General features: G+C 47.7%; 18 protein-coding genes. 17 read left to right on the top strand and 1 reads right to left on the bottom strand.

Features of this window, described 5'->3' with window-relative positions; all coding sequences use genetic code 11:
* The 17 genes from ABXS75_05385 (at window position 1) to ABXS75_05465 (ending at window position 22,377) form a co-directional block, all read left to right on the top strand.
* Window positions 1–1,329 (top strand): extracellular solute-binding protein, encoded by a 1,329-nt coding sequence (locus ABXS75_05385; protein XCP86237.1) that lies wholly within the window; start codon window positions 1–3, stop codon window positions 1,327–1,329.
* Window positions 1,330–1,463: 134 nt separating this feature from the next.
* Window positions 1,464–2,333 carry a sugar ABC transporter permease gene (locus ABXS75_05390; protein XCP86238.1) on the top strand — a complete coding sequence of 290 codons (870 nt, stop codon included), beginning with the start codon at window positions 1,464–1,466 and terminating at the stop codon, window positions 2,331–2,333.
* A 3-nt stretch (window positions 2,334–2,336) separates the two neighbouring features.
* A complete protein-coding gene (locus tag ABXS75_05395) occupies window positions 2,337–3,161 on the top strand; it encodes a carbohydrate ABC transporter permease (protein XCP86239.1) in 825 nt (274 codons plus the stop codon).
* A 19-nt stretch (window positions 3,162–3,180) separates the two neighbouring features.
* Window positions 3,181–5,424 (top strand): glycosyl hydrolase family 65 protein, encoded by a 2,244-nt coding sequence (locus ABXS75_05400; protein ID XCP86240.1) that lies wholly within the window; start codon window positions 3,181–3,183, stop codon window positions 5,422–5,424.
* 98 nt (window positions 5,425–5,522) lie between these two features.
* Window positions 5,523–10,961 (top strand): CBM35 domain-containing protein, encoded by a 5,439-nt coding sequence (locus ABXS75_05405; protein ID XCP86241.1) that lies wholly within the window; start codon window positions 5,523–5,525, stop codon window positions 10,959–10,961.
* A 301-nt stretch (window positions 10,962–11,262) separates the two neighbouring features.
* Window positions 11,263–12,225, top strand: a complete 963-nt coding sequence (locus ABXS75_05410) for a beta-ketoacyl-ACP synthase III (GenBank protein ID XCP86242.1) — start codon at window positions 11,263–11,265, stop codon at window positions 12,223–12,225.
* Window positions 12,226–12,342: 117 nt separating this feature from the next.
* Complete coding sequence (locus ABXS75_05415; protein ID XCP86243.1) at window positions 12,343–12,567, top strand: acyl carrier protein; 225 nt, start codon at window positions 12,343–12,345, stop codon at window positions 12,565–12,567.
* Window positions 12,548–13,531 (top strand): enoyl-[acyl-carrier-protein] reductase FabK, encoded by a 984-nt coding sequence (fabK, locus tag ABXS75_05420; protein ID XCP86244.1) that lies wholly within the window; start codon window positions 12,548–12,550, stop codon window positions 13,529–13,531. The genes ABXS75_05415 and fabK overlap by 20 nt, the downstream gene beginning before the upstream one ends.
* The gene (fabD, locus tag ABXS75_05425) at window positions 13,521–14,444 is read left to right on the top strand and encodes an ACP S-malonyltransferase (GenBank protein ID XCP86245.1); all 924 of its coding nucleotides are present in this window, start codon (window positions 13,521–13,523) and stop codon (window positions 14,442–14,444) included. Before fabK ends, fabD begins: the two co-directional genes overlap by 11 nt.
* Window positions 14,438–15,178, top strand: a complete 741-nt coding sequence (fabG, locus tag ABXS75_05430; protein ID XCP86246.1) for a 3-oxoacyl-[acyl-carrier-protein] reductase — start codon at window positions 14,438–14,440, stop codon at window positions 15,176–15,178. The genes fabD and fabG overlap by 7 nt, the downstream gene beginning before the upstream one ends.
* Before the next feature lie 46 nt (window positions 15,179–15,224).
* Window positions 15,225–16,463 (top strand): beta-ketoacyl-ACP synthase II, encoded by a 1,239-nt coding sequence (gene fabF / locus ABXS75_05435; protein XCP86247.1) that lies wholly within the window; start codon window positions 15,225–15,227, stop codon window positions 16,461–16,463.
* 11 nt (window positions 16,464–16,474) lie between these two features.
* Window positions 16,475–16,930, top strand: coding sequence for an acetyl-CoA carboxylase biotin carboxyl carrier protein (gene accB, locus ABXS75_05440; GenBank protein ID XCP86248.1), 456 nt, complete (start codon window positions 16,475–16,477; stop codon window positions 16,928–16,930).
* Between the two features lie 17 nt (window positions 16,931–16,947).
* On the top strand, window positions 16,948–17,376 hold the full coding sequence (gene fabZ / locus ABXS75_05445; GenBank protein XCP86249.1) for a 3-hydroxyacyl-ACP dehydratase FabZ: 429 nt from the start codon (window positions 16,948–16,950) through the stop codon (window positions 17,374–17,376).
* A gap of 9 nt (window positions 17,377–17,385) precedes the next feature.
* Complete coding sequence (locus ABXS75_05450; GenBank protein XCP86250.1) at window positions 17,386–18,762, top strand: acetyl-CoA carboxylase biotin carboxylase subunit; 1,377 nt, start codon at window positions 17,386–17,388, stop codon at window positions 18,760–18,762.
* A gap of 37 nt (window positions 18,763–18,799) precedes the next feature.
* Window positions 18,800–20,722 (top strand): acetyl-CoA carboxylase carboxyltransferase subunit alpha, encoded by a 1,923-nt coding sequence (locus ABXS75_05455; GenBank protein XCP86251.1) that lies wholly within the window; start codon window positions 18,800–18,802, stop codon window positions 20,720–20,722.
* A gap of 55 nt (window positions 20,723–20,777) precedes the next feature.
* Window positions 20,778–21,851 carry a nitronate monooxygenase family protein gene (locus ABXS75_05460; GenBank protein ID XCP86252.1) on the top strand — a complete coding sequence of 358 codons (1,074 nt, stop codon included), beginning with the start codon at window positions 20,778–20,780 and terminating at the stop codon, window positions 21,849–21,851.
* A gap of 85 nt (window positions 21,852–21,936) precedes the next feature.
* The gene (locus ABXS75_05465; protein ID XCP86253.1) at window positions 21,937–22,377 is read left to right on the top strand and encodes a MarR family winged helix-turn-helix transcriptional regulator; all 441 of its coding nucleotides are present in this window, start codon (window positions 21,937–21,939) and stop codon (window positions 22,375–22,377) included.
* A gap of 71 nt (window positions 22,378–22,448) precedes the next feature.
* Here the strand turns inward: ABXS75_05465 and ABXS75_05470 are convergent, their stop codons facing one another.
* Window positions 22,449–23,168 carry an NAD-dependent protein deacylase gene (locus ABXS75_05470; protein XCP86254.1) on the bottom strand — a complete coding sequence of 240 codons (720 nt, stop codon included), beginning with the start codon at window positions 23,166–23,168 and terminating at the stop codon, window positions 22,449–22,451.
* Between the last annotated feature and the right edge of the window lie 169 nt (window positions 23,169–23,337).

A 23,337-nucleotide genomic window follows, 5' to 3' on the forward strand; every position in this document is an offset into this window, starting at 1 on the left:
ATGAAACGAAATTACAAAAAAGTTGCAGCTTCGCTTCTTGTAGCTGCAATGACAATGTCACTGATGGGCTGTGCAGAAAAGAAAGATTCAACAGACTCAGCAAGCTCAACAGGCTCTAAAAAGGAACCAATTGAGGTTTCTTACGCAACATTCATGGTTGGTTCTCACGCATCAGCAGAAGCGGAGACAGAAGTTATTGAAGAGTTCAACCGTCTTCACGAAGGTGAGATCAAAGTTGTGGTTGAGGAATTACCTTCTGACGATGCCTTCGTAGACAAGATGAAAACATTAGCTTCATCTAAAAACCTTCCGGATGTAATCATCGGAAAAAATGGTATCCGTGAGCTTGCAGTTGAGAATGGACAGGCAGTTAACTTAAAACCGTATTTGGATGAAGACAGCGAGTGGAAGAAATATGTCGGCGATGCAGCGATCAACTACAATACGGAAGACGATGGATCTGTTTATTCTGTTTCTAATCAGAGACAGGTTATCGGATATTTTTACAACAAAGAAATGTTCGAAAAAGCAGGTATTACACCGGCTAAAACCTGGGACGAGTGGATGGAGAATAACAAGAAATTAAAAGATGCCGGTTTTACACCGCTTGCTCTTATGACGGGTGAAAACTCATGGACAACTAATCTGTGGCTGGCAGCTATGATTGGAACAGATGGCGAAGAAGGCAATAAGTTCATGAACACCAAATACCCGGATACATATAGTACAGATTCTGTTGTGAAAGCAGCTGAAATGCTTCAGACCTGCTTAAAAGAGTATACGACCTCTGATGCGGTTGGCGCTATTTATGCAAATGCAGCAAATAACTTCGAGCAGGGAAATGCAGCAATGATCGCAAATGGTCCTTGGATGTGCCCGGACTTCTCCGATACTTCTAAAGCAATGGAAGGATTCGAGGATAAAGTAGGCGTGGCGCTGTATCCGGAAGATGGTCTGATTACACAGTTTGAGGTTGGTTACATTCTTTGTACAAATGGAAAATCTGAAGAAGAGCAAAAAGCAGCTTTAGAGTTCTTAAAATTTAAGACCGGCGCTTATGCACAGGAAGTATTCCTTGAGAAAGCAGGAGCTCTTCCGCTTACAGAGAACGTAGAAATCTCAGATGAGTACAAAGCGGCTAATCCGATTGTTGCAGAGCTTCTTGAGATCAGTGAAACTGCAAAATATGAATGTGGAGCCCTTGATAACAATGCTTTTGAGAGTGTTGTTGAGGAGACAGGCGTAAGATATCCGGAATTGGCATATGATGAGATTACACCGAAGGAGTTTGCGGACTACTTAACGAAGGCAGCAGGACAGAATAAGTAATCTGGCGCTTGCGAATCGAAAACAAATGGATACTATGTAATTAATAAAATAACACAAGCATTACTGCTGATTGCTTTGGCGATAATGCCTGTGTTATTTGCAAAAAAAAGAGATTGTAATTATAGGAGAGAGCCATGAAAAAAAATACAAAATGGGTTGTTCTTTTTCTTCTCCCGGGAGTGGCGCTGTTTGCCTTCGTTTTTCTGAGCACACTGGTAACACTTTTTGTTACTTCTTTTACTGATTGGGCAGTAGGTAAGGATATGACCTTCGTTGGTCTGAAAAACTATATTTACCTTTTTACTGAGGATGAGAACTTTATTCAAAGTGTGAAAAATACGATTATTTGGATTGTACTCCAGTCCGTGTTCCATGTATTTATTGGAGTTGTAGTAGCACTTCTGATTTCGAAGAAAAAATGGTATTCAAGCGCCATGCGAACCATTTTCTTTGTACCGAACATTATCTCAAGTGCAGCGCTCGGAATTTTGTTCCTCTGCATCATGAACCCACAGTTTGGTCTTGTGAATAATATAATAACCAAACTTACCGGATCTACATTTTCACATAACTGGTTTATGGACCCCAAGACGGCTTTCGTATCGGTCACTCTGACCTGGCTGCCATATGCAGGCCTTGTAACAATCTTAGTATTGGCGGAAATGTCATCTATCTCAGAGGATGTCTATGAGGCGGCCATGATTGATGGAGCAACAAAGCTGCAGACGGATATCTATATCGTACTTCCTTTAATGAGAAATATTATCGGAACATCTACTGTGCTCGCGGCAACGAGTATGCTTCAAAAGCTGGATATTATTATGATGACCACAAGCGGCGGACCGGGAAATAAGACCATGAACATGCCTATGTATCTTTATAAGACAGTATTTACGAATAATAATTATGGTCTTGCCAATGCCCAAGGCGTGCTTCTGATTTTGTTAGGGGCAGTAGTCCTGGTATTCATTCGAAAGATGTACAAAATGGATAAGGAGGATTAGAGCATGAAGAAAATAGTAAGTAAGCTTTTGACTGCAATTTTTCTTATTGTGATAGCAGGTATTTCTTTGGTGCCGATCATCTGGGTAGTGTCTTCTTCTTTCAAAAGCAACAGCGAGATTTTATCTGCAGTATCAGGATTTCAAACCGGACTTCACCTGGACAACTATACGAATGCTTTCAAACTGGCACCAATCACGATTTTTTATAAAAACAGTATCTTTATAGCAATCGTTGCAACTATTTTGAATCTTATTATCTGTACTATGGCAGCATATGTAGTTGTAAGATGCCGCTTCAAAGCAAAACCGTTGATCACCATGTTATTTTCTTTGGGTCTGATCATTCCGGGAGCGGCACTTATTCAGCCTTTGTATACTACCTTTACGGCGACACATTTATATAACACATTGACAGGCTTGATTCTTGTATATACAGCGCTTGGTATGCCGACCACTTTTTATGTCATGGTCAGTTATATAAAGACAATCCCCTATTCGCTTGAAGAGGCAGCCTATATTGATGGGTGCGGATTCTTCAGAACATTTGTACAGATTGTTCTTCCAATCACAAGACCTGCTTTTGCAACGGCTGGTGTGATTCAGTTTCTGTTAGCATGGAATGAATTCCAGTTTGCACTTACACTGACCGGTCAGACAGAGAAACGTACCTTGCCGATCGCCCTGTATTACTTCAAGAGCGCGTTCGCAAGCGATTACGGTGCAATGTTTGCAGCAACCGTCGTAGTAATTGCGCCGACGATTATCATCTTTATAATTATGCAGAAACAGGTTGTCGCAGGACTGGCAGCAGGATCTGTAAAGGGCTAGAAAAGGAATGGGCATATTTATGAGAGAATTAGACGCAAAGTGGAACCTGATAGAGCAATCCTATGATTCAGACTTAAGTAAGCATTACGAGGGCTTGTTTACGCAGGGAAATGGATATATTCATGTACGAGGCTCCTATGAGGAAGGCTTAATTGATTCAAAACAGGATAGAGAATATGACAGAAAACCGGCGAATGTCACTCTGGAAAAGCATGAGAAAGAGAAGACAAAATGGGGTACCTATATTCCCGGCGTTGTTGGAAAACATCCGTTACTCATGACGGAAATGATCAATTTGCCCTATATTTTTGAACTGAAATTTGTGATAAATGGGCAGAGGCTTGACATGGATGAAAGCGACATTACAAGTTATACCAGATGGTTAAGCCTGAAGGACGGCGTGCTGTATCGGGAAATGGAATATGCCGGGAGTGATGCGGTGCGGCTGGCATTTTGCTATTCCCGTTTTGTGAGCAAGAGCAGCAAGCATATAGCGATTCAACGTGTCGAGATAAAATGTCTGGCCGGCGAAGCTTCAATCGAAGTAGAAGGAGGCATGAATTCGGGCGTCAGGACGAACGGGTTTGAACACTATTTGGGAAGAGGGCTGGAGGCTGATGCAAATAAGGCTTTTGCGGAGATCAAAACAAATGGTGGAAATACAGTGAGTATGCTGTCACGGCTCTCTATAGTTAAAGGAGCCGCAGAAGTAAGCAGCGCGCTTACAGGGGCTGCAAACTCAAGTCGTGCTTACCAGAAGGGAACCGTAAATCTTGCTTGTGGAGAAGGCGTTGTGGTAGAAAAGCGAATTGCTTTTGCGACGGACAGGGACTTAAATGAGACAGGCAATCCTGCGGCAAGAGGTGAGCAGTATTTAGAAGAAGCCTGCAAAAAGAGCTATGAGCAGTTATACGCGGAGCATGAAGCAGCATGGAGCCAGGAGTGGCAGGCTGCGGATATCAAGGTAGAAGGAGATGAAAAGGTTCAGCAGGCGTCTCGCATGTCTATCTATCATTTACTTCGCTGCAAGCCGGCAGACGATTATCGAATTGCAATTTGTGCCAAGGGATATGCCGGAGAAGCATATTTCGGAAGATATTTCTGGGATACGGAAATGAGCATGCTGCCATTCTTTTTGCACACGGATGCAAAAGCAGCGAAAAACCTGATTCGTTTCCGCTACGAGACCTTGGATGGAGCCAGAAGAAACGCCGTAAATTATGGTTATACAGGAGCCAGATATCCATGGGAATCCTCCGTGGATGGCGAGGAAGAATGTGCAAATTGGCAGTATGCAGACCATGAGATTCATGTGACGGCGGATGTGGTATATGCAATGATGCATTATGTGAAAGCGACCGGAGATCTGGACTTTTTAAAGGACTTTGGCGCTGAGATCATGGTAGAGACCGCCAGATACTGGTGTCAGAGAGTGGATTGGGATAAAGATGGCGTTTGCCATCTGCTGGGAGTTATGGGACCGGACGAATATCTGCCGATGACGCGGGATAATACGTACACTAACAATATGGTGATATACAGTTTAAAAGAAACATTGCATACTCTGGATTGGATGAAAAACAGCCATAAAGAAAGCTATGATGCATTGGTTCAAAAGGTTTCCCTGAAGGATTCAGAGATGGCTGAATTTGTAAGAGTGGCAGGAGCGCTGATTAAAGGCTATGATGAAAAATCAGAAGTGATTTTACAGTCACAGGATTTTATGTCTTATGCAGATATTGATCTTAATGAAATATGGACTGACCGGAGCAAATATTTTGGACAACTTATTTCTCAAGAGAAGAATTATCGTTCCAAAGCACTAAAACAGGCGGATTTACTGGAACTTATTCTGTTGTTCCGTGATTCCTTCAGTGATAGGCAGCTGGAGGCAAATTACGACTATTACGAACCGATTACGACCCACGATTCCTCTCTGTCTGCGGCGGTACACGGTATCTTGTGCTCATGGATGGGCAGAGATGCTGCCGCTATGGAATTTTTAGACCGCGTGATCTCTATTGATATGGCACCGGAGAAAAAGGGGGCAGAGGCAGGAATTCACATAGCAAACTGTGGGGGGATCTGGCAGATGCTCATATATGGATTTGCCGGTCTAAAAAGCGCTATGTCTTCGGAAGAGCTGGCATTAGAACCACATCTTCCAAAAGAAATCAAAAGTATGGAGTTCCCACTAACCTGGCGTGGGAACGCGTACCGCATATTCGTAGACCACAGCGGATATGACATCAAAAAAATGTAAAGGAGGAGTGCGAAAGAGTTTGTGGCAAGGTATTGCACGCAAATTTGTGCGTGCACACATGGTTTTTGAAAAACTAAGAAAGGAAAGGTAGCCTAGATATGAAGAAATGGATTATGTTGGCCTTTACTCTGGTTCTGACATTGGCGGCGCTGCCAGCGTATCATGCGAAAGCAGCGGTTACCGGGCAGTACACGAACCCGTTAATGAATGGGGCCGATCCGACTATCGTCCGCGGAGATGACGGTTATTTCTACTCCGGATTCGGTACAGATAATAATATTTACATTAAAAGAAGCGAGACGCTTCTTGGACTTTCCACGGCAGATAGTCACCTTGTCTGGAAGAACCCGAGGTCGGGAGATCCGGACAATAATAAGAATTATTATGTATGGGGACCATATATTTACCGTATTGATGGTGCATGGTATATTTATTTTTCATCCAGTACGGAAAATGATTTTGGATATGGACATCCATCTTGCTATGTATTAGAGAATACATCATCAGATCCTTTTGAGGGAACATGGGAATTAAAAGGCGAGAATAGTAATGTAGATGACTTTGACGGCAATGAAAGCAAAAAGGCAGGACTTATGAATACGGAAAGCTATGGTCTTGCCTGTGGTATTGTAACGATTGCAGGAGAGAAATACTTTACTTATACCAAATATGAGTATTACAAAAACGAGCCTGGAAATACCAAATTCAATGAGTGCCCGACCATTGTCAAAATGGAAAACCCCTGGACTCTGACAGGTGAAGAGTGTACCGTAGCCCGGCCAGGCTATGATTGGGAGCTTCATGGAGATAATGTCGATGAGGGAGCAGCGGTAGTGGAACATGACGGAAAAGTCTATTTCGCATACTCTGCCAGCTCATTTACGAACGATAACTACTGTGTTGGTCTGTCTGTATGTGATTTAAATGCATGCGATGAAAATACTAAATTATCTGACTATGTAATGAATGAAGATAATTGGAAGAAATCAACCACACCGATTTTATCCAGGTCTGATGAGAACAGTTCATTTGGACCAGGTTCTCCACTGTTTGTAAAGTCGCCGGATGGAACGGAAGACTGGCTCATTTATCACGCCGGACCGATCGGAGGTCAGACATCTACTGACCGTCGTGTGCGTGCGCAGAAAATCAACTGGACGGATGACGGACAGATTAACCTGGGAATTCCGTCGAACCCGAATACCGTACTTGACCTTCCCTCCGGAGAAGTAAAGACAGATGTGTACGAAGCGGAAAATGCGGACTATGAGAATGTAACAAAGAAGCTTTTCAATAACACGGCAAAGGCGTCTGGTTCCGGATACATGAAATATGATCAGGGCAACGGTTATGTAGAATTTAACGTTAACATGAGCGAGGACGGGACTTATGCGCTTGCCTTCCGTTATAATAACATGGGAGAGAACGTAAAAGGTAAGGTCAGTGTAAACGGAAAAGATGCAGGAACTTTAGCATTTGGGAAAAATGGTAAGTACGACGTAGATTTGGATAGCTGCAAGCTCTACAATGTGTCCCTGAAGAAGGGCGATAATACCATACGTCTTACAGTAGATGAGAAGACGGAATTAGCTCTGGACGCAATGGTCGTAACGAAAACAGTCCTGTATGATGCAAAGGAAGCAGAACTTTCCAATGGGGCAAAACAGGAAGGCGATTATGTCGGAGGCATGTATGGGGATGATGCAACCATAACCTTTACTGTAGATGTTCCCGACAACGGATACTATGCAGTTGATCTGTGCTATGCGGATAATCACGCGCCAGAGTTGAAAAAATATGCAACCATTTACGTCAATGGGGAGAAAGCAGCCACATCTGCATTATTCCCGACAGGAGGCTGGGATGTAAGTGGAAATCGTATTGATAACCTTTATCTGAAAAAAGGAAAAAATACGATCGCATATGTAAATCACAAAGAAAATGGTGAAAATACGGCAGATGTAAATTATTACTCCATCGCGATTAGCGAGGCAGTGACCAATACATACTGTCCGGAAAAGGATTCCACTTTCACTGTAAATGCAGAGTCTGAGGCTATTTACGATGTAACCTTTACTTATGATAGCGAAAAAGCAGGAAGTGCAAATGTAATTGTAAATGGAGGAGATGGTAAAAAAGTATCTATCGCTTCCGGAGACAATCAGACCGCGACTGTAGCAGTAAAACTGAATGCAGGAGAAAATACATTAAAATTTGATGGAGCAACAGCTACCTCCATTTATTTGTCAAGAAGAACGCCCTGGAGTTATCAGGCAGAGAATGCAGAATTAAAGGGTGTACAACAGGTAAATGATCATCTTTACTACGATGGAACAGGATTCGTAGGCGGTTTTGAGTCGGCCGGCAATTCTGTGAAATTTACTACAAATGTAGCCTACAGCGGCACGCACACCGTAAATTTAAGGTACTCCAGCGTGGCGGATGAAGACAGAACCATCAGCTTATATATCAATGGGCAGAAGGTAAAACAGATTACACTTGAACCAACTGAAAGCTGGGATGAGTGGAAGGAAAACAAAGAAGAAGTATATTTAAGAGCTGGGAAAAATACGGTAGAATATCGCGTTGACGAAGAAGATACCGGGCGCTTAAATATAGATGAGATTATTGTAGATAAGTATGCGACCGGAGCAACTACAGCAGAGGTGGCAAAATTAATCTCCGGAGAGGTTTATGTGATCAAGGATAAGAATTCTTCCCTTTCCGCAGATATCGATGCGTACTCTCCGGATGCAGGACGTGAAATTCACTTATGGTATTACCTTGGAAACAATAACCAGAAATGGAAATTGGTAGATCTTGGAAATGGTTACTGGGCGTTCCAGGGAACTTACGGAAGCAAACGTTTCTCTGTAAAAGCGGATCAAATTGACGGTGAGGACTGCTACACGGCCGTAACTGCTGAAGTGGACGAGAAAGATCATGCACAGCAGTGGAAATTGGAACGTGTCGGAAATTACTACAAGTTCATCAACCGTAAGGCTTCTGAGGAGGCAGATCAGGAGATCGTACTTTCCGTATATAAAGACTCTAAAACGGCAGGCGCAAAATTATATTTAGCACCGTATGATAGTAAGGACAGCCAGTTGTTCAGCGTAGATGGCGGAACAAGATTAGAGAACACAGAAGTACAGGAAATTGAAAATGAGCAGTCAGCAGATGACTATGCTTCAAATGGCAGTCAGTATGAATTAGGTGATCCTATCATTCCGGAAGAATATGACCCGTCCGAGCCAGTTAAAGATGGAAATGCTCTCCGCTACGAAGCAGAAAATGCAGCATTGGAAAATGGAGCTGCAAAGGCAACCAATCATACTGGTTACTCAGGTGACGCATTCGTTGAAGGCATGTGGAACGGTGATGCATCTGTTACTTTCAAGATTAACGTTGAAACAGCAGGAAACTATACGTTAGCCTTAGGTTATTCCAACGGATATGCGGAAAATGAGAGCAATCGCGCAGCAGCGACTTATCTGAATGGAAACCTGGTAACTCCTACGCCGCTTCCGTCTACCGGATTTAATAACTGGGATTCCTGGGGAGAAAGCGAGTTCCAGCTTGACCTTCAGGCAGGCGTGAACACCATCGTATTCCGCAACCGCAAAGAAGACGCAGACGGTCTGCAGGGCGATGTAAACTACGATTATCTTGATGTAAGCAAGTATCCCAACACTGTAGCGGCTGATGAAACAGAATATGTGCCGCTTGAGGACAAGGCCGGGAAACGATATGAGGCAGAAAATGCGGAATTATCAGGTTCCGGCGTTGAATCAGAGCATAAAGGGTTCTCGGGTGACGGATACGTTGGTAAGATGTACAACGGCAACGCTAAGATCAGTTTCCAGGTGGCAGTTGAGGAAGCAGGAGAGTACACTGTACAATTACGCTATGCAAATGGTCATGGAGACGATGTAGAAGACAAATATGCAGCGGTATTTGTAAATGGAAAATATGTGGAAGCCCTTGAATTACCTAAGACTGGAAGCTGGGGTGAATGGAAAACAACGGAACCTATGAAACTGAAGCTGAATGCAGGCGTAAGTACCATCGCATTTGTAAATAGTTCCTATAATACCGGACATGCTGCAGACGTCAACTATGATTATATGGATTTGATCCTCAAGCAGGAAGCAGAGCCAGTAGAATATAAGGTGACAATTCAGAATGGTACAGCAACGCCGGATACGGCGCCGGAAGGAACAGAAGTTACGATTCAGGCGAATGAAGCGGAAGAGGGAATGATGTTTGATAAGTGGATCGTTGAGAGCGGCGAAGTAACGCTTGAAGATCCGGCAAGTGCAGAAACAACATTCGTAATGGGAACAAGCGATGTGGTTGTAAGTGCAACGTACAAAGAAATTCCTTCCTACGAAATTATTGAGGGAGAAAATCTTTCAGTAGTTATAGGCGAACCGGTAGTTTTCGTCTCCAATGCAGACTTTGGTAACTTCAAAGAAGTACAGATAGACGGCGAAACGCTTGAGGCTGATCAGTATGATGTTGAGGCATATGCAGTAGAAGACCGGACAGATTTAACAAAAGTCACATTAAAAGAAAGTTATGTTGAAGGTTTAAGTCTGGGAAATCATACGATCACGATTGTTTCTGAGGATGGTTTTGCATCAACAGACTTTACGATTAAAGGAAATACTTCCTATGAGATTATCGACGGAGAAAACCTGTCAGTAGCTAAAGGTGAAGCAGCGGTCTTTGTCTCTAATGCAGACATTAGTATCTTCAAGGAAGTGCAGGTAGACGGCGAAACGGTTGAGGCTGATCAGTATGACGTCGAAGATCAGGAAGGTTCAACAAAAGTCACATTAAAAGAAAGTTATGTTGAAGGTTTAGGTCTTGGAAAACATACGATCACGATTGTTTCTGAGGACGGCTTTGCATCAGCAGAATTTGAAGTATTACGGGCAGAAGTCGAGGCAACCATTAAAGTCAGTCCGGAAGCTGCAGAAGTAGAAAAAGGCGGTACATTCCAGTTCAATGCCGAGGTGACGGAATTAGATGATGAAAGTGTAACTTGGAGTATTGAAGGTGCGAAATCTGAAAATACAGTGATTTCAAGTGAAGGCTTACTGACTATCGGTGAGGATGAAACAGCAACAGAACTTACCGTGACGGCAACTGCAAATGGAGATAACACATTATCTGCCGCAGCAAAAGTTACGATTAAAGAAGCAGCCGAACCGGAAGAGCCTTCTGAACCAAGCGAACCGGAAGAACCTTCTGAGCCGACAAAACCGGGAGATGAGACTAAGCCGGGAGAACCTTCTGAACCAACCAAACCAGGAGATAACACTAAGCCAGAAAAGCCTTCTGAACCAGGCAAACCAACAGATTATAACAAGCCGCAAACACCTTCTGGGTCAGGCAATACAACAAATAGTGTTCCTAAGACCGGAGATTCTAATGGTAATCTATGGGTGTATGTAATGATGATAGTAGCATCTGTCGGGGTTTTTGGTACAGTAGTGTACAAAAGAAGAAAAGAAAATGTACGGTTTTAAGTTCGTTAAATAGTCTCTTGTCTTAGAATAAGTTAGAAAGGGTGTCGCATTTGAGCGATGCCCTTTTTTCGTTGCCAAGCATACAAAAACCAATTCAGCCAAATTAATTGATTGTATACGTTGTATTAGTTATTCATGGTATGTGTCCGGAAAAAAATTTAGCAGGATTTTAAAAAAGGGTATTGCGAAATCTTCCTTATTATGTTATATTATCAAATAGTTTTAATATCAAAATATTTTAAAATAAAATAATAAGAAATTAAAATAAAATGCAGAACAAAGGCTGCACCAGGAGAAGAATATGGTAGGAAGAATATGCGGCACGGGTTCCTACGTGCCGGAACATTATTACGATAACAATGACATTGCGGCGATGGTGGAGACGAGTGACAAGTGGATCCGTGAGCGCACCGGGATCGCCCGCAGACATATTATTGAAGAAGATACGACGGTGAGCATGGCGGTGGAGGCGGCGAAGGCTGCCCTGGAAAATGGGAAGGTTTCCCCGAAGGAGCTGGATCTGATCCTGGTATCCACGATCACTTCTAACGTGATCATTCCCTGTACGGCATGTCAGGTGCAGAAGGAGCTTAGGGCATCAGGGGCTACCTGCTTTGACATCAGCGCGGCCTGTAGCGGGTTCGTATTTGCCTATCTGACGGCTCAGGCCTATATCGCAGCGGGGCTGTATCGGACGGTACTGGTCATCGGCAGTGAAAGTCTTTCCAATATCATCAACTGGAAGGATAGAGGAAGCTGCATTTTATTCGGAGACGGCGCCGGGGCGGCAGTGGTGCGCTCAGAGGAAGGAAGTTTTCCGGTAACTGTCACTTATTCAGACGGAGAAAAAGGGGAGGTCTTAGCCTGCGAAAGCCGCCATCAAAAGCATTGGCGGGAAAAAGAACTGTCGGGCGAGACCTACGTCTCTATGGACGGCAAGGGCGTTTTCAAATTTGCGGTCAAAAAAGTACCGGAAATGATCGACGAATTATTGGAAAAAAACGGCTGCCCAAAGGAAGAGGTGGACTGGTTCATTCTCCACCAGGCAAACCAGCGGATTCTGGAATCGGTGGCAAGGCGCATGAAGGTGGACATCAGTAAATTTCCAATGAATATAGAGGAGTTTGGAAATACCTCTTCGGCGAGTATCCCGATCCTGTTAGACGAGATGAACCGAAGTGGAAGATTAAGGCACGGCCAGAAGGTAGTCCTTGCCGGATTTGGGGCAGGTCTCTCCTGGGGAGCGGTTCTGCTGGAGTGGTAATTACCACTTTAAGCGTTAGAAAGCCTGGCAGAACATACAGAGAGTATGCCGTAAGGATACCGGCGCTAAAAAGTGGATTACATAAATAAAATTGAACGATGGAAGGAGATCACAATCATGGTAGAGAAGGTAAAAGCAATCGTAGCAGAGGGATTAGGAATCACAGTAGAGAATATGACAGAGGAAACGACGTTTGAGTCTTTGGGAGCAGATTCCCTGGATCTTATGGATATGGTCATGTCCTTTGAAGATGAATTCCAAGTGGAAATCGATACGGAAGCGATCGGGGATCTTAAGACGATCGGCGACGTAGTACGTTATATTGAAGGACTTCAGAAATAGACAGGAAGAAAGAGGTTGTGACATGAAGACAGAAGTGACCAGGTTACTGGGAATTGAATATCCAATTATCCAGGGAGGAATGGCATGGGTCGCGGAGTATCATCTTGCGGCCGGCGTAGCCAGCGCCGGAGGGCTGGGGCTCATCGGAGCCGCGAGTGCCCCGGCAGGCTGGGTCCGCGAGCAGATTCGGGAGGCAAAGAAACTGACGGATAAGCCGTTCGGTGTGAATATCATGCTGATGAGTCCCTATGCGGACGAGGTAGCCAGGGTAATTGTGGAGGAAGGCGTGAAGGTCGTCACGACCGGAGCCGGAAATCCGGAGAAATACATGCAGATGTGGAAAGAGGCCGGCGTCAAGGTGATTCCGGTGGTGGCGTCGGTGGCGCTGGCGCGGAGAATGGAGCGCTGCGGTGCAGACGCACTTGTGGCGGAGGGCTGCGAGTCCGGCGGCCATATTGGAGAGAATACGACGATGGTCCTGGTCCCGCAGATCGTGGACGCAGTGAAGATCCCGGTCATTGCGGCAGGTGGGATTGCAGACGGGCGCGGCGTGGCGGCGGCATTTATGCTGGGCGCAAAAGCGGTGCAGATGGGAACGCATTTCGTGGCAACGAAAGAATCCATGGTCCATGAAAATTATAAGCAGGCCATTTTAAAAGCACGCGATATTGATTCCCGTGTGACCGGAAGAAGCACAGGACACCCGGTGCGCGCACTTCGCAATCAGATGACCAGGGAGTATTTGAAGCTGGAGCAGGAAGGAGCCTCCTTTGAGGAACTGGAGCATCTGACCCTGGGCGGACTTAGAAAAGCAGTGGTAGACGGCGACGTGACGCATGGAAGTGTGATGGCTGGACAGTGCGCCGCTATGGTGAAGGAAGAATTAAGCTGTAAGGAATTGATGGAGAGATTAGTAACACAGGCAAGCGCACTTTTGAAAGGAACGAGTAGCTATGAACCATAAGATCGCATTTATTTACCCCGGTCAGGGAGCACAGAAAACCGGAATGGGAAAAGACTTCTATGAGCGAAGTGATAAAGCCCGGGAAGTATTTGATGGAGCTTCCCGCATTTTAGGGCTGGATATGAAAGCGTTGTGTTTTGAGGAAAATGACAAACTGGACCTGACCGAGTACACCCAGGCGGCTCTGGTGACTACCTGCATTGCCATGACAAGAGTGGCTAAGGAAAAAGGACTGCGGCCGGACGTGACCGCGGGGCTTAGTCTGGGAGAATACTGCGCCATCTGGGCAGCAGGCGGTATGACCGGGGAAGATGCGATCCGCACCGTTCGCCTTCGCGGCATTCTGATGCAGAATACCGTCCCGGTGGGAGAAGGCGCCATGGCGGCGGTGCTTGGCATGGAAGCGGACAAAATCGATCAGGTCATTGCCGATATGGAAGGTGTGACGGTGGCAAATTATAACTGCCCCGGCCAGATCGTGATCACGGGAAAGACGAAGGCGGTGGAGCAGGCCGCCGATGCGCTTAAGTCATCTGGTGCAAGAAGGATCGCTATGCTGAACGTCAGCGGTCCGTTCCACTCTCCGTTGCTAAAAAAAGCGGGGGAGAAGCTGGCAGAGGAATTGGAACATGTAGAGCTTCATACCCTGCGGATTCCTTATGTGACCAACGTGACCGCTGATTATGTGCGGGAAATCGGGCAGACGAAGGAGCTGCTGGCGCGTCAGGTATCGTCTCCGGTGCGCTGGCAGGAGAGCATGGAACGCCTGATCGCGGACGGGGTAGATGCCTTTGTGGAGATCGGCCCGGGCCGGACGTTGGCGGGATTCCTAAAAAAGATAAACCGTGACGTGAAGGTGTATAATATCGGGACCTGGGAAGAGGTAGATAAGGTGGTAGAAGAATTATGTTAAATGGGAAAATTGCTGTAGTGACGGGCGCCTCCCGGGGAATCGGGAAAGCAATCGCCGAAAAACTGGCGGCTCTTGGCGCTATGGTTATCATAAATTATAACGGCTCTGCCCAAAAAGCAGAGGAAGTGGTAAATGAAATTACTGCGGGAGGAGGTCAGGCGGCGGCAATGCAGTGTAATGTGGCGGATTACGCGGCCTGCGAAGCATTTTTTAAAACAATCACAGAGACCTATGGAAGAATTGATATCCTGGTAAACAATGCAGGAATCACCCGGGACGGGCTTCTCATGCGAATGTCAGAGGAGGAATTTGCACAGGTGATCGACGTGAATTTAAAGGGAACCTTCCATTGTATCCGTTTTGCGTCCCGCCAGATGATGAAGCAAAGAAGCGGACGGATCATCAATATGTCGTCTGTCGTAGGGGTGGCAGGAAATGCAGGGCAGATCAATTACGCCGCTTCCAAGGCAGGCGTGATTGGAATGACCAAATCCGCAGCGAAAGAGTTGGCATCAAGGGGAATTACCGTAAATGCCATCGCTCCCGGATTTATCGAGACAGATATGACAAGCGCCCTGCCCGATAAGGTGAAGGAGGAGAGCAGGAGACAGATCCCGCTTGGAAGAATGGGAAAAGCGGAGGAGATCGCAGAGGCCGCGGCATTTCTTGCGTCCGATGCGGCAGGGTACATCACCGGGCAGGTACTCCACGTGGACGGCGGCATGGTGATGTAGAGGTAAATAGTTGCGGAACAAGAAACTGGATTGGAGTGTATACAATATGAAACGAAGAGTAGTAATAACAGGGCTTGGCGCCGTGACGCCTGTCGGAAACACGGTAGATGAGTTCTGGGACAGTATCAAGGCCGGAAAGGTCGGAATTGGAGAGATCACCAAATTTGACACGACGGATTATAAAGTGAAAATCGCGGCGGAGGTCAAAGGATTCGCAGCGAAGGAACGAATGGATTTCAAAGCGGCGAAGCGAATGGAGCCGTTTTCCCAGTATGCGGTTGCGGCAGCAAAGGAGGCGTGCGAGGACGCCGGATTTGACATTTCTGCAGAAGACCCTTATCGCTGCGGCGTGATCATTGGTTCCGGTATCGGAAGCCTCCAGCAGATCGAGAAGCAATACACTACGATCCTGGAAAAAGGGCCGGGGAGAGTAAATCCCCTGATGGTGCCGCTGATGATCTCGAATATGGCTGCGGGAAATGTATCGATTCAGCTTGGGCTTAAGGGAAAATGCACCAATGTAGTCACGGCCTGTGCGACCGGAACGAACTGTATCGGGGACGCGTACCGTGCGATTCAGTACGGTGATGCGGAGGTGATGTTTGCAGGCGGAACGGAAAGCTGTATCTGTCCGACGGGAATCGCCGGATTTACGGCACTCACGGCACTGACCACAAGCAATGACCCAGGGCGGGCTTCGATTCCGTTTGATAAGGACCGCGGCGGCTTCGTGTTAGGAGAAGGAGCGGGCGTTGTGGTTCTGGAGGAGCTGGAACATGCGAGACGAAGAGGCGCAAGGATCTATGCGGAGCTTTCCGGGTACGGTTCTACCGGAGATGCCTTTCATATTACTTCGCCGGCGGAAGACGGAAGCGGTGCGGCAAAAGCGATGGAGTACGCCATGAACGAGGCGGGGATCAGTCCCCGGGAAGTGCAATATATCAATGCACACGGAACCGGCACGCATCATAACGATCTGTTTGAGACCTATGCCATTAAGAAGGCCTTCGGCGATGCGGCATACGATGTGGTCATTAATTCGACGAAATCAATGATTGGTCATCTGCTGGGCGCTGCCGGAGCCGTGGAGTGTGTGGCCTGCGTGAAGTCGATCCAGGACGGATTCATTCATCAGACGGTGGGAACGGAAGTGGCAGATGAAGAGTGCGATCTTAATTACGCGATCGGTGCGCCTGTCGAGAAGGAAATCCGGTATGCAATGAGTAATTCGTTGGGATTTGGTGGGCACAATGCGACACTATTACTTAGGAAATATGAAGAATAGAGGGATAGTAAATGGAACTGGAGAATTTAGTAACCTTGATCCAGAAGGTCTCCGAGTCCGAGCTGACCGGATTCCAGTATGAGACAGATGAATTTACACTGAAGATTCAGAAGGAAAAAGCGGCCGCTCCGCTGGTGGGCAGTGCAGTGGTGCAGGCGGAAGGTATTTCACAAAAGATGGAAAATGCTCCGGCGGCTACGGAAAATGCCGGGAACAATCAAAGCGGGAAGAACGGGAATCTCGTAAAATCTCCGCTGGTAGGAACCTTTTATGCGGCACCTTCCGAGGAGGCCGAGCCGTTTGTGGCAGTGGGAGACACTGTGAAGAAAGGGCAGGTCATCGCGATTGTGGAGGCGATGAAGCTGATGAACGACATCGAAAGTGATGTCGACGGTACCGTGACGGAGGTTCTGGTGAAAAATGGCGAAGCGGTGGAGTATGGGCAGCCATTGTTCCGGGTTGAGTAAGTGGGAGTAAGGAAAATATGAAACATTTAGGAATAACAGAGATTAAAGAAATAATCCCTCACCGCCACCCCTTCCTGTTGGTGGATTATATCGAAGATTATGAGCCGGGAGAATATGCGGTAGGGTATAAATGTGTGACATACCGGGAGGATTTTTTTGCGGGGCATTTCCCGCAGGAGCCGGTGATGCCGGGGGTGCTGATCGTGGAGGCGCTTGCGCAGACAGGCGCGGTCGCGGTACTTACGCAGGAAGAATATAAAGGGAAATTGGGATACTTTGGTGGAATCAAGAATTGTAAATTCCGCAGGAAGGTGGTCCCGGGAGATAAATTGCGTCTGGAGACGAAGATTACCCGTCAGAAGGGACCGCTTGTCATCGGAGAGGCAGTCGCGACGGTGGATGGCGAAGTGGCGGTCCGGGCAGAATTATCATTGATGATTGGATAGGTGGAGTGCATGATTAAGAAAGTATTAATTGCCAACCGGGGAGAGATCGCGGTGCGGATTATTCGGGCGTGCAGAGAGATGGGAATTGAGACGGTGGCCGTCTATTCGGAGGCGGACCGTGAGGCGCTTCATACCCAGCTTGCCGATGAAGCGATCTGTATTGGCCCACCGCCCGCGAAAGAAAGTTATCTGGACATGGAACGAATCATCAGCGCGACGATCGTTTCCGGGGCGGACGCCATTCACCCGGGTTTTGGATTTTTGTCGGAGAACAGCAAATTTGCCCGGCTATGCGCCCAGTGCAATATTATTTTTATCGGGCCGGGGGCCGATATCATTCAGGCTCTGGGAAATAAATCGGAGGCAAGGGCGACCATGGAGGCGGCAGGGGTTCCCGTGATTCCGGGAAGCAAAAAGCCGCTGGCAGATGCATTGGAGGGCAGGCGGATCGCGGAAATGGTCGGCTATCCGGTCATCGTAAAAGCGGCCCTCGGGGGCGGCGGAAAGGGAATGCGCGTGGCCGAAGGGCCGGAAGAATTCGAACACGCATTTCAGACGGCGAGTAAGGAGGCTCTGGCGGCATTCGGAGACGGAACCATGTATCTGGAACATTTCGTGCAGCACCCGAAGCATATAGAATTCCAGATTCTGGCGGATAAGTACGGAAATGTAATCCAGCTTGGAGAGAGGGACTGTTCCATTCAGAGGAACCATCAGAAAATGATAGAAGAATCCCCCTGCGCAGTCATTTCCCCGAAGCTGCGCGCCAAGATGGGCGAAGCGGCGGTGAGAGCGGCAAAGGCGGCACATTATGAAAATGCAGGGACGATAGAATTTCTGCTGGAGAAGACGGGGAAGTTCTATTTTATGGAGATGAATACCCGGATACAGGTGGAGCACCCGGTCACAGAGTGGGTGACAGGAATTGATTTGATCAAAGAGCAGATTCGGATCGCGGACGGCCACAGACTGTCATACGCGCAGGAGGACGTGCAGATCAAGGGGCACGCGATCGAGTGTCGGATCAATGCGGAAAATCCGGTGAGGGGATTTCGTCCCTGTCCGGGAACGATCACGGATATATATCTGCCGGGAGGCAAGGGAGTACGGATTGATTCCGCCATTTACAGCGGCTACACGGTACCGCCTTACTATGATAATATGCTGGCGAAGCTGATCGTGTTTGCGAAAAGCCGCGCGGAGGCAATCATGAAGATGCGAAGTGTATTAGGCGAAGTGATTATTGAAGGAATCGATACGAACGTAGATTATCAATATGAGATACTGAACCACCCGGATTATCAGACGGGTGATTTTGATATTGAATTTATCGCAGACAAGGAGCAGGAACTGCTCCACGCGGTAAATGTAGGAGTAGAAAGGTAGGACCTGGATCGGCAGACAGAAGCGGGAGTGAAGAAGAATGAAATTAGCGAATATGTTCAAAAAGACCAACCGTAAAAATTATATTTCTCTGACCGGAGAGCAGGAGACTTATGCGCAGAAGGAAGAGGAAGGAGCCGAGGGCGTGGGGGCGGGAAATGAAATGCTTCCGGAGGTGCCGGAAGGTCTTCTCAGGAAATGTAACGCCTGCAAGGCGGCAATCCTGACGGACGATGTGAAAAAGGGGTATTATATTTGCCCGAAATGCCACAATTATTTTCGGGTCCACGCTATGCGCCGGATCGAGATGGTGGCGGACGCGGGGACTTTTGAGGAGTGGGATACAGGGCTTGCTTCCGGTAATCCGCTGCATTATAAAGGATACGAGGAGAAGCTGCATTCGCTCCGGGAAAAGACCGGGCTTGATGAGGCGGTCGTCACCGGCCAGGCTGAGGTAAGTGGAAATAAGGTCGTGCTTGCCGTGTGCGACGGGCGTTTTATGATGGCGAGCATGGGGTGGGTGGTAGGAGAAAAAATTACCCGCGCCGTGGAAAAAGCTACGGAAAAAAGGCTCCCGGTACTTATTTTTGCCTGCTCCGGCGGCGCCAGAATGCAGGAGGGGATTCATTCCCTGATGCAGATGGCAAAAACGGCGGCGGCTTTAAAACGTCATCACGATGCCGGTTGTCTTTACATCAGTGTGCTGACAGACCCGACGACCGGCGGCGTGACGGCCAGCTTTGCCATGTTAGGAGATGTGATCCTGGCAGAACCGGGGGCGCTGATCGGATTTGCGGGGCCTCGGGTCATTGAGCAGACGATCGGGCAGAAGCTGCCACAGGGATTTCAGAGGGCGGAATTCCTGTTGGAGCACGGTTTTGTGGACCGGATTGTGGAAAGAGAAAAGCTTAAGACGGTATTGTCGGAGATTCTTTGTATGTCGGCTGGGACTAAGGGGCCCAAAAAGGGCGAAAGCCGGGGAGTGAAGTGTTCGCAAGAGAATGACAGGCAGAAGGCAGAAGAAACTCAGGATTATGCGAAACTGAAGGGAGAACAGCTTGTAGCCGGCGGGAAAATGGAGTCTCATGTGGCGGACAGACAAAAGGTAAAGCAGGGCCAAAAGAGCCTGGCGGCGAATATATCTGTGAAAAAAGGAAAGAAGATCAAAGCACAGACACTGACGCTTTCTGCCTGGGAGCGGGTACAGAAATCCCGTCTTAAGGACCGTCCGGTGGGGAAAGACTATATAGAGGCATTATTTTCGGATTTTATCGAATTTCACGGGGACAGATATTTTGGAGATGACAAAGCGATCATAGGCGGAATCGCACGGTTTCACGGGCAGCCGGTGACCGTGATCGCGCAGGCGAAGGGGAAGTGTACCAAAGAGAATATTGAGCGTAACTTTGGAATGCCATCACCGGAAGGCTATCGAAAAGCGCTCAGGCTTATGAAGCAGGCGGAGAAATTTTCCCGCCCGGTCCTTTGTTTTGTGGACACTCCGGGGGCATTTTGCGGAATGGAAGCGGAAGAAAGAGGACAGGGCGAGGCCATTGCAAGAAACCTGTTCGAGATGTCTGCCCTAAAGGTTCCGGTGCTTTCGGTGGTAATTGGAGAAGGGGGAAGCGGCGGAGCGCTCGCCATGGCGGTGGCCGATGAGGTGTGGCTGCTTGAGAATTCTATTTACTCGATTCTGTCGCCGGAAGGATTTGCGAGCATTCTCTGGAAAGACGGAAGCCGTGCCAAAGAGGCGGCGAAGGTGATGAAGCTGACAGCCTCACATTTGAAGGAGGCCGGGATCGTGGAGAGGGTTCTGCCGGAGCCGGAGCATTTTACGGTGGATACCCTCGGCGAGGTGACGGGGCCGATGGAAGAATATATAGAAGGCTTTCTGCAAAAATATCTTGCAATGGACGAAGGGGAGTTGGTGCAGAAACGTTACGAACGTTTTAGGAGCATGTAGCAGTGGAAGGTGAGACAGGGCAAAACGGTGAGGAAAAACCCGGGAAAGGAAGGAAATGCCAGCAAAATTAGGGTCATGGAATATAGGAGAGCTTAGAGTAGAAAAACCGATTATACAGGGAGGAATGGGGATTGGGATCAGCCTGTCTTCTCTGGCGGGGGCGGTCGCAAAAGAAGGCGGCGTGGGGATCATTTCCGCGGCGCAGATTGGATTTCGGGAACCGGATTTTATGGAAAATACGCTGAAGGCAAATCTTCGCGCCATAGGTAAGGAACTTAAAAAAGCGCGGGAAATAGCGCCGGACGGGATTCTTGGTTTTAATATGATGGTGGCGATGCGCCATTATGGAGAATATGTTAAAGAAGCAGTCAAGGCCGGAGCCGATCTGATTATCTCCGGGGCGGGGCTTCCGACAGAGCTTCCGGCGTTTGTGGAGGGGGCGAAAACCAAGATCGCGCCTATCGTATCCTCCGTAAAGTCGGCAAAAACGATTTTGAAATACTGGGACAGAAAATACGGACGCACTGCGGATCTGGTGGTGATCGAGGGACCTAAGGCCGGCGGACATCTGGGCTTTACCAGGGAGCAGCTCACCTTATGGGACCAGGAGGATTATGGGCAGGAAATCCGGGGTATCATGCAGGTCGTCCGGGAATATGCGGAAAAATACGGCAGACAGATACCGGTAGCCCTGGCCGGAGGAATTTACGATGCGAGAGGCGTGGAAGAAGCCACGGAGCTTGGAGCCACGGCGGTTCAGGTTGCAAGCCGGTTCGTCACTACAGAAGAATGTGATGCGGATATCCGCTATAAAGAAGCATATTTGCAGGCCGGCCCGGAGGATATTCTGATCGTAAAAAGTCCGGTGGGAATGCCGGGACGCGCGATTCGCAACCCCTTCATCGAGCGTGTCATGACGGGAGAGCGGAAGGCGCCGGAAAGGTGCGTCAGGTGCTTAAGATCCTGTAATCCCGCCGAAACGCCGTACTGTATTACCGAGGCGCTGATTAATGCAGCTCAGGGAAATGTCGATGAGGCACTTTTGTTCTGTGGAGTCGAGGCGTATCGGGCGAAAAAAATAGAGACAGTGAAAGAAGTGATTGATTCTTTGACGGCCTGCTGTGTATAATAGAAGAAAGGAATCGGAAACGGTTTGGGATTTCTGAAATGTTTCTGCGATTTCACAGGAGATACATCAAAGAGGGAGAACACGCGTGGACAAATACGAAAGCATCAATAATTTATTCGTTCATCTGTTTAATGACATTCTGGAACTGGAGGAGAGGGCAGTCATTACGGAGGAATTCAAGGATCTGACCAATAATGATATGCATATTATAGAAGCAATCGGACTCGGCGAGGGGAATCATATGTCGGCGATAGCCCGGAGGTTGGGGATCACGGTGGGTTCTCTTACCACCTCCATGAACAGTCTGGTAAATAAAAAATATGTGGTTCGTGAGCGCAGCGAGATTGACCGCCGGGTAGTGAATATCCGTTTGAGCAGCAAGGGTGTGAAGGCGTATCACCATCACGCGAATTTTCATAAAGAGATGGTGGAGGCCGTGGTGGCGAGTATGCCGGAGGAGGAGATACCGGTGCTGGAGAAGGCGCTGGACGGGATCTATCGGTTTTTCAAATCTTATAAGAAATAATGGATTGAGGAGCAGACCTGGGTGGCCTGCTCCGTTTTATTTCATAGGAAAGTGCGAGAGCGCATTCTATTTTATACATGAATCTGAGACAGCACTTGTCCGATCGGTTCATGGATCACAAGGTTTGCGCCGACCTCCCGGGCAGCCTCATCTTTATTGATAACGACCAGGTATTTCCCGCGGAAATAGTCGATAAATCCGGCGGCCGGATAAACCACAAGAGAGGTCCCGCCGATGATCAGCATGTCAGCTTCGGCAATCGCGCGGACGCTCTTCTGAATGATCGTGCTATCAAGGCCCTCTTCATATAGGACGACATCCGGGCGCACGGTTCCGCCGCAGCTGCATTTGGGGATACCGTCTGCATGTTTAACATAAGCGGCATCGTAGGTCTCGCCGCAGCGCATACAGTAGTTCCGGTGAATGCTGCCGTGCAGCTCCAGTACATTCTTGCTTCCGGCAGCCTGATGCAGCCCGTCAATATTCTGCGTAATGACGGCCGCAAGCTTGCCTGCTGCTTCCAGCTCGGCCAGCTTCAGGTGGGCCGGATTCGGCTTAGCATCTAAAAACATCATTTTTTCTTTATAGAAATCATAAAATTCATCGGTATGTTTCATGAAAAAAGAATGACTTACAATTTGTTCAGGAGAGAATTTGTAATTTTGGCGGTACAGTCCGTCCGCACTTCGGAAATCCGGGATATTGCTCTCGGTGGAAACGCCGGCCCCGCCAAAGAAAACGATACGGTTGCTTTCATCAATCATTTGCTGTAATTTATCGATTGCATTCATGGGATATCCTCCTTATTATTTGTTACTATTGTTTTAGCATATTGCGGGGGCAAAGGAAAGAGAAAATCGTGAAGTCTGTGAAAAAAATCCTTGTTCTTCCTGCCCTGCGCGAGTATACTAAAATAGGTGAAATTTCTACGGTATGAGAATCATTGAAGGGAGAACAAAG

Origin of the sequence: Roseburia hominis (assembly GCA_040702975.1) — a bacterium.
Lineage (GTDB): Bacteria > Bacillota > Clostridia > Lachnospirales > Lachnospiraceae > Allocoprococcus > Allocoprococcus hominis_A.